The sequence below is a fragment of the Nostoc edaphicum CCNP1411 genome (assembly GCF_014023275.1).
Classification (GTDB): Bacteria; Cyanobacteriota; Cyanobacteriia; order Cyanobacteriales; family Nostocaceae; genus Nostoc; species Nostoc edaphicum_A.
The window spans coordinates 1,344,265-1,359,819 of record NZ_CP054698.1; the positions used below are offsets into that span (position 1 = coordinate 1,344,265).

9 protein-coding genes, 1 tRNA gene and 3 rRNA genes are annotated in these 15,555 nt (G+C 43.4%); 4 read left to right on the forward strand and 9 right to left on the reverse strand.

The features are described from left to right. Positions 1–15: 15 nt before the first annotated feature. From HUN01_RS08305 to HUN01_RS08320, 4 genes are all read right to left on the reverse strand, one after another. A tRNA-Gly gene (locus HUN01_RS08305) sits at positions 16–87 on the reverse strand. Between the two features lie 169 nt (positions 88–256). After that, entirely contained in the window at positions 257–862 is a 606-nt protein-coding gene (locus tag HUN01_RS08310; RefSeq protein WP_181930870.1) for a GerMN domain-containing protein, read from the reverse strand. A gap of 285 nt (positions 863–1,147) precedes the next feature. Further along, a complete protein-coding gene (gene trpC, locus HUN01_RS08315; protein WP_181930871.1) occupies positions 1,148–1,999 on the reverse strand; it encodes an indole-3-glycerol phosphate synthase TrpC in 852 nt (283 codons plus the stop codon). A gap of 218 nt (positions 2,000–2,217) precedes the next feature. Further along, positions 2,218–2,496 (reverse strand): HetP family heterocyst commitment protein, encoded by a 279-nt coding sequence (locus HUN01_RS08320; RefSeq protein ID WP_181930872.1) that lies wholly within the window; start codon positions 2,494–2,496, stop codon positions 2,218–2,220. Between the two features lie 1,538 nt (positions 2,497–4,034). Between HUN01_RS08320 and HUN01_RS08325 the strand changes: the two genes are divergently transcribed. Then, positions 4,035–4,904 (forward strand): response regulator, encoded by an 870-nt coding sequence (locus HUN01_RS08325; protein ID WP_181930873.1) that lies wholly within the window; start codon positions 4,035–4,037, stop codon positions 4,902–4,904. Positions 4,905–4,918: 14 nt separating this feature from the next. Here HUN01_RS08325 and HUN01_RS08330 read toward each other — a convergent pair whose 3' ends face one another. The 3 genes from HUN01_RS08330 to rsmA all read right to left on the reverse strand — a co-directional run bounded on the left by HUN01_RS08330 (position 4,919) and on the right by rsmA (position 7,276). Continuing rightward, the gene (locus tag HUN01_RS08330) at positions 4,919–5,248 is read right to left on the reverse strand and encodes a DUF3082 domain-containing protein (RefSeq protein ID WP_181930874.1); all 330 of its coding nucleotides are present in this window, start codon (positions 5,246–5,248) and stop codon (positions 4,919–4,921) included. A 163-nt stretch (positions 5,249–5,411) separates the two neighbouring features. Beyond that, positions 5,412–6,365, reverse strand: a complete 954-nt coding sequence (ispE, locus tag HUN01_RS08335; RefSeq protein WP_181930875.1) for a 4-(cytidine 5'-diphospho)-2-C-methyl-D-erythritol kinase — start codon at positions 6,363–6,365, stop codon at positions 5,412–5,414. Positions 6,366–6,433: 68 nt separating this feature from the next. After that, positions 6,434–7,276, reverse strand: coding sequence for a 16S rRNA (adenine(1518)-N(6)/adenine(1519)-N(6))-dimethyltransferase RsmA (gene rsmA, locus HUN01_RS08340; RefSeq protein WP_181930876.1), 843 nt, complete (start codon positions 7,274–7,276; stop codon positions 6,434–6,436). Positions 7,277–7,952: 676 nt separating this feature from the next. Here rsmA and HUN01_RS08345 point away from each other — a divergent pair. The 3 genes from HUN01_RS08345 to rrf all read left to right on the forward strand — a co-directional run bounded on the left by HUN01_RS08345 (position 7,953) and on the right by rrf (position 12,950). Continuing rightward, positions 7,953–9,443 (forward strand): 16S ribosomal RNA (locus tag HUN01_RS08345). 364 nt (positions 9,444–9,807) lie between these two features. Further along, positions 9,808–12,699: ribosomal RNA gene (locus HUN01_RS08350) — 23S ribosomal RNA — on the forward strand. A 133-nt stretch (positions 12,700–12,832) separates the two neighbouring features. Continuing rightward, a 5S ribosomal RNA gene (gene rrf / locus HUN01_RS08355) occupies positions 12,833–12,950 on the forward strand. Together the 16S, 23S and 5S rRNA genes form the textbook arrangement of a ribosomal RNA operon. A gap of 125 nt (positions 12,951–13,075) precedes the next feature. Here the strand turns inward: rrf and dhaK are convergent. Both dhaK and HUN01_RS08365 read right to left on the reverse strand, forming a co-directional pair. Further along, positions 13,076–14,149 carry a dihydroxyacetone kinase subunit DhaK gene (gene dhaK / locus HUN01_RS08360; RefSeq protein ID WP_181930877.1) on the reverse strand — a complete coding sequence of 358 codons (1,074 nt, stop codon included), beginning with the start codon at positions 14,147–14,149 and terminating at the stop codon, positions 13,076–13,078. A 174-nt stretch (positions 14,150–14,323) separates the two neighbouring features. Further along, positions 14,324–15,199, reverse strand: a complete 876-nt coding sequence (locus HUN01_RS08365; protein ID WP_181930878.1) for an MBL fold metallo-hydrolase — start codon at positions 15,197–15,199, stop codon at positions 14,324–14,326. Positions 15,200–15,555 lie beyond the last annotated feature (356 nt).

Consider the following 15,555-nt stretch of genomic DNA (forward strand, 5'->3'; position numbering starts at 1 on the left):
ACTCTACAGTACAAAAGCGGGCGATGGGACTCGAACCCACGACGTTCACCATGGGAAGGTGACATTCTACCACTGAATTACACCCGCGAATTGCTGTCATCAAACTTGCAGCTAAAATGAATCCTACCACTATTTACAGATGTTTTCAATTGCCTAGAAAATGCACTGTTTTAATAACTGCTGATGCATAAATCATGTGGTTGTTCAAATTGGGAAATCTTTTTAGCTAGTTAATGACGACACTTACCATATTTAACTAAAGAACAATGTTCTCACCTCGCTCGGTGAAACGAACCTCTTTAATATTCCATTGGGCATTACTCGTTAGGGTTTTGCGGAGACTGCCAAACAGAGCAAACTGTTCACAACTAGAAAGAGAAGCTATTTGCCGTTTTGAATCAGGAGATATTCGCAAATCAACTGTAGCAATGCCATTTTTGATGTTGACACGATATCCAGACAAGCTAAAGTCGCTTGTATCTCGTTTTTCTAAGATTTTACTCACTACATTTGTCACTGGTTCTTCGGCTGGTACTGAAACTTTTTCTGAAATAAATTCTTGGCATTGAGTATCGCTAGTGTACAGTGTGACGTTAGTAGTTTTACTAGTGACAGCCTTAGGTGCTGATGAAGAAGGCGTATTTTCCTTAGAAGATTCTTGATTAGGAGATTTTTCTCTCAACTGAGCTACGCTAGGAATTTGGCTGGGAGTCGGAGCCGATGCGTTATTCGTCGGTGTTGTGGTAGGGGATGGTGTTTCGCTGTCAATATTACGAGCAGTGGGATTAGAATTACAACTGCTGAGGCTGACAACCATTGTCACAAAAATAAGGGGTAAAAAATATCTCTTGGCTGTGGTCATAAATTTTGCTTATAGAATGATGTTGCTGCTATCAATTTCAGTGTCGCTGGTATTAATTCCGCATAAATTTGTGAATTTTGAGCCAGTCTATAAAGTGTCAACCCAAAATCTGTTAAAGTCGAGGGTTACACTATACACCGAAATTACAACATCTGCTATTCAAGAAGCAATGTTCTGACAACAAGCCACTCTGCGTCTACGCCCATCCCAAAAAGCTTGACCAAAAGAAACAAGGGTGAGGCAAACGAAGATATACCGACCCTTGATTTAATCAATGTGGTCTATTTATCTGAAAATAGCTGTAGGTTTGAGCAGATTACGCACACTCTGCTGCACATCTTCTTGTTTAACTAAAGACTCGCCAAGTATAACGGCATGTGTACCAGCTTGAGCGACAAGAGATAAATCAGTAGGTGTATATAAGCCAGACTCACTGACGACGATAATGCCCAGACTTTGTAGTTGCGATCGCCTAGCCGCCAGTAGTTGCCCAGTTGTGCCAATATTGACGCTAAAATTTTCGAGACTTTGGTTGTTGATTCCAATTAAGCGCACATCATCAAGTTTTAGCACCCGATCTAGTTCTGCTAAATTATGGACTTCTACCAAAGCATTCATTCCCAAATAGTGAATCACTCGTAAAAAGTTTTGCAGTTCCTTATCTGAGAGAATTGCAGCAATCAGTAACACTGCATCTGCGCCTGCTGCTCGTGCTAAATAAATTTGGCAGGGGTCTAAAATGAACTCTTTGCACAGTAGGGGCAATGCTACCCGGTAGCGAATGGTGCGTAAACTCTCAAAGCTGCCATGAAAGAACTTATGATCTGTGAAGACAGAGATACAAGTTGCACCACCACGCTCATAAGCTTTAGCGATCGCTACTGGGTCAAAGTCTGCTTTAATAATTCCGTCAATTAAAGATGCTTTCTTTACCTCTGCAATGATGCAAGGTCGGTAATGACTCTGTTGCAAAGCGGAGAGAAAATCTCGGACGGTTGGTGCAGCAGTTAACTGACGTTGTAAAGAAGCCAAAGACATCTCTTGCTGGATTTGTGCGACTTCATGCTTTTTCTGCCATACAATCTCTTTAAGAGTGGGTTGCAAATGAGTATTAGGAGTAGTAACTGGGTAAGTCATATGCTAAGGATGGGTGACCAAAAAAGTATGGATTATAAAATTTCAAGCTACCCTACAGACATTCCTTTCAATAGGCCTATATGAAAACGCCTTTAACAAATAGGAAGCCGTGAATAACGGGATGTTTAAAGCTTTAAACCTTCATCCTTTCCTAATGGAATTTTGTAATCAATTTCTTTTAAATAGCCTCAATTGCTGACATTCATTTATACCTATTTTCAGAGATTAAGCCAGGTTGATTTTAGGTTTAACCCTTCTACATGCTCACTATCAATTTGGTTTGGTTTTGAACTTTCAACTAAGCAGTTATTTTTGAGTAGTCGAATGTAGGTGCGGTATGGTATGTAATCTATGGGATTGTAACCAGCAAACCGTAGAATTAAAACACATGCCCAGGAATATTTGCCAGCAATAATCGCTTTGAGGATTTGCTCAATTTGTTCATTATTGATTTTTCTACCCATTTGTGTTGGATAACCAGTGATGTTTTGAGTCATAACATGCGCTCTTTTATGTAAATTAAAACTGGTTTGTATCTGACAGGGTTTCCCTAGTTTGCTAAATTGGATCTATTAAAAACAAGATTGTGATTGGTAAACTTAGATAAAGTTAAGAACTATTGTAAATTCATATTAAAAGTAGGGGCGGGTCTAACCAGCATCAAAAATATCTTGTTAAACCCGCTCTTACAAATGAACCGTATTGCAGAAGCAGCTTCTTCGTTAAGCTTACTCAATCTTTGGCAAAGGAGTATATGAACGATTTTTTGATAGATATGTCTATTTTTTCGCTTTTGAAATCTTATTTATTTTTATTAGTGTAAAACCAACTTGAACTTTGGAAAAGGAACATTGGTAATGAAACGTGCTTTATTGGATATTTCCTGTGGTGTGCTCCAATTAGACCTTTCACAAAGTAAAAGTACCCTTAATCCTACGTAAATCGTATTAATTAATACAGAATTACTTGGTGTTTTCTATTCCTTTTGGAATATTTATAAGCCATACGCATATAATTAATCAAAAAAATGTATTCCTTGTGACAGATGACAAGCTATATTATGATGTTGTTAGATGCCTAAGAGAGCAAATTTAAGAGCAGTTACATTGATGAACAATAATTTACTTATTAAATCTATAACTCTTAGGAAAATGCATCTAAATTAGAATTGACAAAATAATTTTATTGTGTAACAAAAATTTCACTTATGAATTTTATCTTGATGTCCTAATAGTTGCAAATGATTAGCTAAAATCAAAATTAGTATGGATTTTTGCCTTATTTATTACGTTTTGGCACATAACTTTGAGAAATGGTTATATAGATATGCCAAATATTCCTCGGAGCTAAACATGTCTCAAAAGTATATAAGGCTGATCGCTGAGTTTAAATCAGTTATGTATACTGCTATGCATAAGTCAAAGTCGTTAACCACTAAGTCTTACTGTTATATCTAGTTAAAAAAATCAAGAAAATGTATCTTTTAATATTATGGTTATTGACTATATTAAATAATTAAATTTTATTAATTATAATAGTTATTGAAATGACAATAATTAATAATTTTATATCAATGTAGTCCAACAATATATTTATTATAGGCAGTAATTTTCGTACTCCGTTTTTCTAGATAAATGTGATAAAAAATATTTATATATCATCTATGCTTAACTACTTACAAATAATTTCTTTATATTATCAATATAAAAAAAATCACCTTTTATTGCTAAAATTATATTTAAAATCATAAATAATTTCTGATCCTTTTTAATTCCAATTATTTAGAACTAGCCAAGAGTGCCATCAGAATTTTAGGAAGTTGTGATTAGCAACTTATTAACGGCTATAGTGCCGACTTATTTACGCGAGTGACAAGAGATATCGATTCTGGTGACTATTTAAGTTAGTTCAATCTAACTCTCAACTGGTACTACAGCCAGAAGTTGAGTTGAGAATTTGCCATAGGTTTTTTACAGAGCACTCGGCACAAAAGTTGATCATCATTCCCTGCCACAAAAATCCTAGTGATGGAAAAATGATACACGAATCGTCGAAGAAAATTCTCATAATTGAAGATGATGCTATTACCCGCAATCTCTTCTTAGAGGTTCTTGAAGCTCAAGGTTTTGACACCATAGGTGCTGAAGATGGACTAGCTGGTATCGAGCAAGCACAAAAGCATTTACCCGACTTGGTTATTTGCGATATTCAAATGCCAGATATGGACGGTTACAGTGTTTTGACTACGCTCCGTCAAGATCCTGACACCGCAATTATTCCTTTTATTTTTTTGACTGGTAGTAACACACAAACAGATGTTCGCAAAGGTATGGAGTTGGGTGCAGATGATTATCTTACTAAACCCTCTACTATAGAGGATTTGCTCAGAGCGATCGCTGTTAGATTAGAAAAGCAAGCTTTATTAAGGTACTGGTACGCTACTAACTCTAATCAAGTCGCCCAACCAATACCTGCATCGTTTAACTCTGAGTCCATTTTTCCATCTGTTCCCCAACTAAAAGCAGTTTTCGACTTTATTGAAGCTAATTATCGCCAAGGAATTACTTTATCTGATGTGGCTCTTGCGGTTGGTTATTCGCCTGCTTACTTGACTAACCGAGTAGCAAAACAAACAGGGGAAACTGTGAACGGTTGGATTGTCAAGCGTCGGATGGCAGCAGCACGTCCTTTACTCAAAAATACTAATCAGACAATCGACCAGATTGCTATTGCACTCGGTTATCAAAATACCTGTCATTTTTCTCGGCAATTTCGTCAACACCACGGGCTTTCTCCCAAAACTTGGAGAAAACAGCAACAAGTTCTTCAGCCTTCTAAAAGTGCGACATTACAATTCATCAAAAATCGTGGTGCGTTAGAAAAACTTGTGCCTTTAGGTTGCTGATTAAAAGCAAATTACTAGTTTTCACTACTTTTTTGCTTAGTCAATTGCTGCACTAATAATTGCACTCCCAAAGCCAACAATCCAATTGCTACTATACCAAATATCCCGCTTCCTAAAGCAACTACACCAACAACCAAAGTCCGAACAGCAGAAGAAATCTTCACCACCAAGGGATTAATTGAATGGATCGGTTTACTAGCAAAATTGGTAGCGATCGCAATCATCAGAGAATACGCTGCAAATCCCATTCCTCCCGAAACCACAGCCCCAGTAAAACAGCGTAACGGACTCGTTGGCATCTGTTCTTTAGTATCTGTTTGTGGTGTTAGGTTTTGGTCATTCATAAAATTTTAGATTTTAGATTTTGGATTGGAGCATTAGGAATAATTCTTGTCCTCAGCTAATCGTGATTAAAATTACCTCTTTGCATCTTTCTAGCGATTTGAATTATGCTATTTAAAAGCTTATCAGCTTATTTCTTATGCTCCATTAACGATAAATATTTATTTAAACTGAAGATACCACTTGAATCCCATGTGTAATTGTCCGAGTCACAAACAATTCTAAGTCTTCATCAAGAATTGCTTCCCTCACATACAGCTTCACTTGTTCTGCTTGCTGTTGAGACTCAAAAAGAGCAAATACTGTTGGCCCAGAACCAGACATCATTGTTCCTAAAACACCTTCTTGATTTGCAAACACTTCTCGCAACTGCAAGACTTGGGGATAGGCTGGCAATACTACGCGCTCTAAATCATTGTGCAACTTTTGGGCAATTTCTTCCGCATCTTTATCCAGGATAGCTTTTACTATTGCTCCCGAATGAACAGCGTTAGCACGAGCTACCAGGTTTTCGCTATCTCTAATATAAGAGTGACCAAACTGCTGTCGATAGGTTTTGTACGCCCAAGCGGTGGAGACTTCCAGGCTGCGGTATTTTGCCAACACTATATGTATACTATCCAAACTTGGAAGAGGGGAAAGTTGCTCACCTCTACCTGTTGCGATCGCAGTTCCACCCGCCACACAAAACGGTACATCTGAACCAAGCGTGCTTCCTAACTCCTCTAATTCTGACTGAGTTAATCCCAATTTCCACAGTAAATCTATCCCCACCAAAACAGCTGCTGCATTCGTCGAACCCCCAGCCAACCCAGCCGCGACAGGAATCTGCTTATTGATGGTAATCTCCACGCCTCCATATTTAGCAAAGGCTTCGGGAAATTGCCTTGCCATTAATTCTGCTGCACGGTATGCCAGATTGCTTTTATCTGTCGGTACTTGTGGGTGGTTGCAGTGAACACGGATATTGTCAGTGCTAATAGAACGCACATCAATTTGGTCTGCAAGTCCGATACTCTGAAGTATCATGGCTAACTCGTGATAGCCATCGGTGCGATTACCAATGATTTCCAGATACAAGTTGATTTTAGCAGGGGCAATTAGACTGTAGGAATGCATTTTCTGAGAATGGGGAATGGAGAATGGGCAATGGGGAATGGGGAATGGGAAAAAATCTGCCTTGTTCCCTACTCCCTACTCTCCACTGCCAATTCATTTGCTAGAATTACCCATTGCTGAACGCTGAGGTCTTCGGCTCTGGCTTGGGGATTTATTTTTAATTGTTCCAGTAAGTGGCTCAAGCGATCGCGTTCTGTCACAGATTGCAAATTATTTCGTAACATTTTGCGCTTGGCACCAAACCCCAACTTTAAGAAATTCTCTAACTGTCGGGGATTAAGCGCTGGTATTTCTATTTTTCGGGGACGTAATCGCACCACTGCTGAATCGACTTTTGGCGGTGGATGGAATGCGGCTGCTGGAACTGTGCAGATTAACTCACACTCAGCCAAATACTGTACCCGCACACTCAACGCCCCAAAAGCTTTTGAGCCTGATTTAGCATATAACCTTTCTGCTACTTCTTTTTGTACCAGCAACACTATTGAGTCAAATGGTTCGGGGTTAGGGTTAGCGATCGTACCCAGTAGTTTCTCAATGATTGGCCCTGTAATGTTGTAGGGAATATTGGCTACTACCTTATTTGGCTTTTGGAAATTGGGAAAGGCTGCCAGATAAGATGGTAAATCTAGAGTGAGAAAATCGCCTTGCAGTAGTAAAAAATTTTCAGTCTTACCAAGCTGCTTGGACAACAGTTGGCATAAGTCACGGTCTATTTCAACTGCAATCAGAGATTGCACTAAGCGTAATAAACGACGAGTGAGAATCCCGGTTCCAGGCCCAATTTCCAGGACGCGATCGCCTTTGACGGAGCGATCGCTTTCTGTACACTCTGCTGCTTGAATAATTGCGTCAAGCGCCTTTTCACTTTTGAGCCAATGTTGAGCAAAGACCTTACGCGGTCGGATCATCTGTATTTCTTGCCTAGTCTAGTTTTTAGCTTTTTCTCAAAAACTCATTATAAATTTTGAAGCCCCTTTACAGCGCTAGACTCACTGTAGCGCCAATCTTCTACTCCAAACGCTCCGCGATCATAGTAATGGCGATCGCGTAAATGCCGATACAAGCCTTACCTGTAGGATGGGAGTCTTAAATCGCAAGCTCCGCAACAATTATGCTCTTATATATAGTTAGTTCAGGCGTAGGGATTCAGGATAAATCCCTCCAGAAAGATTTCCTCCTGCCTTTTTCCATAATCATTAATCACTCCACCTGCATCAGATCCCATCTTAGAGACAAGCAACGTGCATTATTTACACAGCTAGGTTTAGCCACTTCGTTCTCGCCTCCCTCTCGCCGCTTAAGCCATTCTCCTGAAAGTAATGCCAGTCAAGCGATTTGACCATTTAGAAAAAAAAATAAATTTACCCCTTGACAAACTAGGGGATGAATAGTTACTCTAGTTAAGTCGGAAGGCGAAAGACGCCAACGACCGCTGAACCTGAAAAACATAATACTTTGAAAGCTTAAGAAAAAACCAATCCTCGTCAAAAGATTTTGTTTTTGGGATTTCCCAAAAAGACAATCAAAATTATAGATAGGATTCCGGGAAATATTTTTTTCGGAGCCACAAACTCGAAACACAACAAAACGGAGAGTTTGATCCTGGCTCAGGATGAACGCTGGCGGTATGCTTAACACATGCAAGTCGAACGAAATCTTTCGGGATTTAGTGGCGGACGGGTGAGTAACGCGTGAGAATCTGCCTTCAGGTCTGGGACAACCACTGGAAACGGTGGCTAATACCGGATGTGCCGAAAGGTGAAAGGTTAACTGCCTGAAGATGAGCTCGCGTCTGATTAGCTAGTAGGTAGTGTAAAGGACTACCTAGGCGACGATCAGTAGCTGGTCTGAGAGGACGATCAGCCACACTGGGACTGAGACACGGCCCAGACTCCTACGGGAGGCAGCAGTGGGGAATTTTCCGCAATGGGCGAAAGCCTGACGGAGCAATACCGCGTGAGGGAGGAAGGCTCTTGGGTCGTAAACCTCTTTTCTCAGGGAAGAACACAATGACGGTACCTGAGGAATAAGCATCGGCTAACTCCGTGCCAGCAGCCGCGGTAATACGGAGGATGCAAGCGTTATCCGGAATGATTGGGCGTAAAGCGTCCGCAGGTGGCTATGTAAGTCTGCTGTTAAAGAGTCTAGCTCAACTAGATAAGAGCAGTGGAAACTACATGGCTAGAGTGCGTTCGGGGCAGAGGGAATTCCTGGTGTAGCGGTGAAATGCGTAGAGATCAGGAAGAACACCGGTGGCGAAGGCGCTCTGCTAGGCCGCAACTGACACTGAGGGACGAAAGCTAGGGGAGCGAATGGGATTAGATACCCCAGTAGTCCTAGCCGTAAACGATGGATACTAGGCGTGGCTTGTATCGACCCGAGCCGTGCCGTAGCTAACGCGTTAAGTATCCCGCCTGGGGAGTACGCCGGCAACGGTGAAACTCAAAGGAATTGACGGGGGCCCGCACAAGCGGTGGAGTATGTGGTTTAATTCGATGCAACGCGAAGAACCTTACCAAGGCTTGACATGTCGCGAATCCTGGTGAAAGCTGGGAGTGCCTTCGGGAGCGCGAACACAGGTGGTGCATGGCTGTCGTCAGCTCGTGTCGTGAGATGTTGGGTTAAGTCCCGCAACGAGCGCAACCCTCGTTTTTAGTTGCCAGCATTAAGTTGGGCACTCTAGAGAGACTGCCGGTGACAAACCGGAGGAAGGTGGGGATGACGTCAAGTCAGCATGCCCCTTACGCCTTGGGCTACACACGTACTACAATGCTCCGGACAGAGGGCAGCAAGCATGCGAATGCAAGCAAATCCCGTAAACCGGAGCTCAGTTCAGATCGCAGGCTGCAACTCGCCTGCGTGAAGGAGGAATCGCTAGTAATTGCAGGTCAGCATACTGCAGTGAATTCGTTCCCGGGCCTTGTACACACCGCCCGTCACACCATGGAAGCTGGTAGTGCCCGAAGTCATTACTCCAACCTTTCGGGGGGGAGGATGCCTAAGGCAGGACTGGTGACTGGGGTGAAGTCGTAACAAGGTAGCCGTACCGGAAGGTGTGGCTGGATCACCTCCTTTTTAGGGAGACCTACACCCCTTACAGATCGAAAAGCATACAGCTATATAGATAGTAAGTTGGTCTAACCTAGGTCGGTCGAGGTTTGGAAATAGCTTTCAAAGTATTTAGTGGTTCGGTAAATCAAAGTACTTCAAATAAATCGAGAGAAATCAGCAACATGACTGAATGTAAGTCAGACTGCTGAGTAAGTTCTCAGCCAGAACCTTGAAAACTGCATAGTAACGCGAAATTAGCAGGCAGACACAGACATCATTAGTGCTGAGTACTGAGTGCTGAGTGCTGAGTGAAATCAGTGCGAAGTGATGAAGTAAGCAGAACTAACTATTTGTGAATGCAAAATTGTAGAACAGCAAATGTTTGAGTGGTCAAGTTAATAAGGGCTAACGGTGGATACCTAGGCACACAGAGGCGATGAAGGACGTGGTTACCGACGATATGCTCCGGGGAGTTGGAAGCAAACAGAGATCCGGAGATTTCCGAATGGGGCAACCCTTAATACTACCTGCTGAATATATAGGCAGGAGAGAGCCAACCCAGCGAATTGAAACATCTTAGTAGCTGGAGGAAGAGAAATCAAAACAGAGATTCCCTCAGTAGTGGTGAGCGAAAGGGGAAGAGCCTAAACCAATTGGTTTACCGATTGGGGTAGTGGGACAGCGATATCGAATCTGGAGGCTAGACGAAGCAGCTAAATACTGCACCAAAGAAGGTGAAAGTCCTGTAGTCGAAAGTTAAAGGATAGTAGCTGAATCCCGAGTAGCATGGGGCACGAGGAATCCCATGTGAATCAGCGAGGACCACCTCGTAAGGCTAAATACTACTGTGTGACCGATAGTGAACCAGTACCGCGAGGGAAAGGTGAAAAGAACCCCGGAAGGGGAGTGAAATAGAACATGAAACCGTTAGCTTACAAGCAGTGGGAGGACTATTTAAAGTCTGACCGCGTGCCTGTTGAAGAATGAGCCGGCGACTTATAGGCACTGGTAGGTTAAAGCGAGAATGCTGGAGCCAAAGGGAAACCGAGTCTGAAAAGGGCGATAATCAGTGTTTATAGACCCGAACCCTGGTGATCTAACCATGGCCAGGATGAAGCTTGGGTAACACCAAGTGGAGGTCCGCACCGACTGATGTTGAAAAATCAGCGGATGAGTTGTGGTTAGGGGTGAAATGCCAATCGAACCAGGAGCTAGCTGGTTCTCCCCGAAATGTGTTTAGGCGCAGCGGTAATGATTATATCTGGGGGGTAAAGCACTGTTTCGGTGCGGGCTGGGAGACCGGTACCAAATCGAGACAAACTCTGAATACCCAGAGCACACATTGCCAGTGAGACAGTGGGGGATAAGCTTCATTGTCAAGAGGGAAACAGCCCAGACCACCAGCTAAGATCCCCCAAATCATCGCTAAGTGATAAAGGAGGTGAGAGTGCACAGACAACTAGGAGGTTTGCCTAGAAGCAGCCACCCTTGAAAGAGTGCGTAATAGCTCACTAGTCAAGCGCTCTCGCGCCGAAAATGAACGGGGCTAAGCGATGTACCGAAGCTGTGGGATTAACTTATGTTAATCGGTAGGGGAGCGTTCCGTCGTAGGTAGAAGCAGTAGCGGCAAGCAGCTGTGGACGAAACGGAAGTGAGAATGTCGGCTTGAGTAGCGCAAATATTGGTGAGAATCCAATACCCCGAAACCCTAAGGTTTCCTCCGCCAGGTTCGTCCCCGGAGGGTTAGTCAGGACCTAAGGCGAGGCCGAACGGCGTAGTCGATGGACAACGGGTTAAAATTCCCGTACTGATTGTAGGTTGTGCAGAGGGACGGAGAAGATAATTGTCAGCCGGATGTTGGTTACTCGGTTCAAGCGTCAAGATGTTGAGAGACGGCGAAAACGTTTCGAGTTGAGGCGTGAGTACGACCCACTACGGTGGGGAAGTGGCATAGTCTAGCTTCCAAGAAAAGCTCTAAACACGTTAACTTACAGTTACCTGTACCCGAAACCGACACAGGTAGGGAGGTTGAGAATACCAAGGGGCGCGAGATAACTCTCTCTAAGGAACTCGGCAAAATGGCCCCGTAACTTCGGAAGAAGGGGTGCCCACCTAAGACGTGGGTCGCAGTGAAGAGATCCAGGCGACTGTTTACCAAAAACACAGGTCTCCGCAAAGTCAAATCGACGCAGTATGGGGGCTGACGCCTGCCCAGTGCCGGAAGGTTAAGGAAGTTGGTCAGGGGGAAACCTTGAAGCTAGCGACCGAAGCCCCGGTGAACGGCGGCCGTAACTATAACGGTCCTAAGGTAGCGAAATTCCTTGTCGGGTAAGTTCCGACCCGCACGAAAGGCGTAACGATCTGGATGGTGTCTCAGAGAGAGACTCGGCGAAATAGGAATGTCTGTGAAGATACGGACTGCCTGCACCTGGACAGAAAGACCCTATGAAGCTTTACTGTAGCCTGGAATTGTGTTCGGGCTTGGCTTGCGCAGGATAGGTGGGAGGCGATGAAGTATTCCTTGTGGGGAGTATGGAGCCAACGGTGAGATACCACTCTGGCGAAGCTAGAATTCTAACCCATGACCATTATCTGGTCAGGGAACAGTTTCAGGTGGGCAGTTTGACTGGGGCGGTCGCCTCCTAAAAGGTAACGGAGGCGCGCAAAGGTTCCCTCAGCACGCTTGGAAACCGTGCGACGAGTGTAAAGGCATAAAGGGAGCTTGACTGCAAGACTGACAAGTCGAGCAGGTACGAAAGTAGGCCTTAGTGATCCGACGGCGCAGAGTGGAATGGCCGTCGCTCAACGGATAAAAGTTACTCTAGGGATAACAGGCTGATCTCCCCCAAGAGTCCACATCGACGGGGAGGTTTGGCACCTCGATGTCGGCTCATCGCAACCTGGGGCGGAAGTACGTCCCAAGGGTTGGGCTGTTCGCCCATTAAAGCGGTACGTGAGCTGGGTTCAGAACGTCGTGAGACAGTTCGGTCCATATCCGGTGCAGGCGTAAGAGCATTGAGAGGAGTCCTCCTTAGTACGAGAGGACCGGGAGGAACGCACCGCTGGTGTACCAGTTATCGTGCCAACGGTAAACGCTGGGTAGCCAAGTGCGGAGCGGATAACCGCTGAAAGCATCTAAGTGGGAAGCCCACCTCAAGATGAGTGCTCTCACCACAATAAGTGGGTAAGGTCACGGGCAGAACACCCGTTCTTAGGCGGTAGGTGGAAGTGCAGCAATGTATGTAGCCGAGCCGTGCTAACAGACCGAGGGCTTGACCTCACAACTCATTTGCTCTACTTATTAATAATTCGCGTTACTTGCAGTCTTCAGGGTTTCTGAAGTATTAGAAATGTAAAATTTCAAAAGTCATTTTTAATTTTACATTTTTAATTTTTAATTCCCATCAGGTTTTCCTGGTGTCTATTGCGCGGTGGAACCACACTGAACCCTTCCCGAACTCAGAGGTGAAACGCTGCTGCGGCCACGATAGTTTAGGGGTAGCCCTACGCAAAAATAGCTCGATGCCAGGTTCTATTTTTCAAACAAAAAGCCCCAAGCAATCATAATTGCTTGGGGCTTTTGTTTTTCCTGAGAACCTCTACATTAGTATACGTCAAAGGTACTTAAGCCTTAAAATTACAATGTTAGCAATTAGTTAAATTCTCCAACGCCAACTCGGCGTTTTTACTGGTGAATCCCACAGTCGGATCATCTCATCATCTAATTTCAGCAGGGTAATGGAGCAACCTTGCATTTCTAGAGATGTTATGTAAGGGCCTATCAAGTTTCGCACAATTTGCAATCCTTCCTGTTCGCAAATTTGGGTAAGTTTGCGATAAACAATATACAGTTCGGAAACCGGAGTTCCACCCATACTATTGACGAAAGCTAACAGGCGATCGCCTTTTGTAAATGGTAGATTTGTTAGTTCTACATCTAACCATTCTCCTTTGTCTTCATCCCACTCGCGCAGTGTGCGGCTGTATGCTGCATCTTCAATGAGCGATCGCGTCAAAATTTCGGTAATCTCATCTACTGATTTAATAGCTGTACGTTCTGTTCCAGGCTCACCGTGAATACCGATACCTAATTCGATTTCGCGATCGCTCAATTCAAATGTTGGTGTTCCATTGGTTGGCACTGTACAAGATGTTAGAGCGATTCCCATACTTCGCCCATTTAGATTTACCCGACGACATAAATTTGCTATTTGTGGCAAATCATACCCTGCTTCAGCTGCCGCGCCACAAATTTTTTCCGCCAGTATTGTTGTTCCCACACCACGGCGCCCTTGGGTATAGAGGCTATCTTTCACTGCAACATCGTCATCAATCAAAATATTTAGAACTCGAATACCCTCAGCACGGGCTAACTCCGTTGCCATTTCAAAGTTCATGACATCGCCACTATAATTTTTGACGATATAAAGGATACCAGAACCTCCATCTACAAGCTTTGCTGCTTCTAGCATTTGGTCAGGAGTAGGTGAAGTAAAAACCTCACCAGGACAAGCTGCATCAAGCATTCCTCTGCCTACGAAGCCAGCGTGCATTGGTTCATGTCCACTGCCACCACCAGAAATAATTGCTACTTTACCCTGTATAGGTGCATCGGCTCGATAGACAAAAGCAGGGTCATAGTTCAGTTTAATTAAATCGGAATGAGCCGCCGCCATACCTTCTAGACTTTCACGCACAAAGTCTTCTGGCTTGTTGATCAGCTTTTTCATAATCCGTGTTTGGTTCAAAGGGTGCTAAAACCCAGGTTATAGCGCTTCTGGTTTGTATGCAATACAGTTTGACTTCTCTCTAAATCTAAGAGAGAGACTTTGACTTTTCTCGCTGTTCGCGTGGGGAAGGTGGTTAGGTTTTTTTAGATGACGTGAAAAGTCAGTTATTTAATGTCAATTCAAAGATTCCATCCACTCAATACACTTGTGCATCTGCTGGCGCATGGTTTCCTTATCAGCATGAAACCTTCGCCCATGACCTGGTAGTACCCATTCAAAAGAGTAATTAGCCAAGTTACGCATTGATTTAGTTTGTTCTGACCAAGAATACCAGCAGAAACCGTGGAATGCAGCCAGTTGCTGCAAGCTTTCTGACCAAGCGAGATGATCGCCAGTGAACAGAAATTTATTTTTATAAAGTAGGACTGTTTGTCCTTTGGTGTGACCGGGAACTGGGATAATTAATAAATCTGGAGTCAAAGTAAATGGTTCGGAACCAGTTAGCTGTATTTCAACATTGCGAGTATCGGCAGTAATATCATCAACGTGGAGGATGCGATCGCACTGAAAATGCTCGGCAAACTTTTGATGATCTGCCACATCATCCTTATGAGTTAGGTACATATAACGAATTGGCCCCAGTTCTTCTAAACGCTTCACTAAAGGCGGCGTAAACCGGGGAGAATCCACCAAAATGTTACCTTCTGGAAGTTGAATTAAATAGCTAGCAGCACCGTAAGATTTTTCAGAATGATAGCCGCAATGGTAAACATTTTCTGCTACTAATATTGGAAACTGTTGTTGAGCAACTTTGATATCTTTTGGTTTCTCAACTGTGCCAATGGAACTAGTAGGACAAGCTAAAAGTGCTTCAAGCGCAGTTAATCTTTCCGCCTCATTCGTTGGTTGATGATAAACAGCCGATTGATCATCTACATCATAAAATACTTCAGGAGCCATCCAGCGACAGGTATCACAATCAATACAGGTAGTATCTACATAAAAATCGCCGTTGACATTTTGAGAGCGACGCTGATTTAAATGAGCCATATTAATCCTTTTGCTTCCAGGCGCTTACTGAGGAGCGATAAACCTTATATCACTACGCTAGCAAAAGTGATTTTAGATTGCAGATGCCACAAGGCGGAATTAAAAATTAAAAATTAAAAATTAAAAATGAATACAGCATAAGGATTTCGTTGATTTGGAATCATTGGTTAATTTCCGCCATGTTGTACTAGAAGTAAATCGGCTGATTTTTTCTTAGAAGCGAGAAATCCGGGTTCGGTGGCTTCAATTCAGGATTGGTCGAATCCTGCTCCAAATGAGCCTCTTACCTCCTTTAACTATTGCCGGATTTTAGAGAATTGGTATAACTTGTCTGTTGCTAATGGGAACAATCAAGA

What these genes read in the sequence shown, in the direction of transcription:
- HUN01_RS08365 (WP_181930878.1), bottom strand. Translation starts at nt 15,199, where the DNA reads ATGGCTCATTTAAATCAGCGTCGCTCTCAAAATGTCAACGGCGATTTT.
- ispE (WP_181930875.1), bottom strand. Translation starts at nt 6,365, where the DNA reads ATGCATTCCTACAGTCTAATTGCCCCTGCTAAAATCAACTTGTATCTG.
- HUN01_RS08320 (WP_181930872.1), bottom strand. Translation starts at nt 2,496, where the DNA reads ATGACTCAAAACATCACTGGTTATCCAACACAAATGGGTAGAAAAATC.
- trpC (WP_181930871.1), bottom strand. Translation starts at nt 1,999, where the DNA reads ATGACTTACCCAGTTACTACTCCTAATACTCATTTGCAACCCACTCTT.
- HUN01_RS08330 (WP_181930874.1), bottom strand. Translation starts at nt 5,248, where the DNA reads ATGAATGACCAAAACCTAACACCACAAACAGATACTAAAGAACAGATG.
- HUN01_RS08325 (WP_181930873.1), top strand. Translation starts at nt 4,035, where the DNA reads ATGATACACGAATCGTCGAAGAAAATTCTCATAATTGAAGATGATGCT.
- HUN01_RS08310 (WP_181930870.1), bottom strand. Translation starts at nt 862, where the DNA reads ATGACCACAGCCAAGAGATATTTTTTACCCCTTATTTTTGTGACAATG.
- dhaK (WP_181930877.1), bottom strand. Translation starts at nt 14,149, where the DNA reads ATGAAAAAGCTGATCAACAAGCCAGAAGACTTTGTGCGTGAAAGTCTA.
- rsmA (WP_181930876.1), bottom strand. Translation starts at nt 7,276, where the DNA reads ATGATCCGACCGCGTAAGGTCTTTGCTCAACATTGGCTCAAAAGTGAA.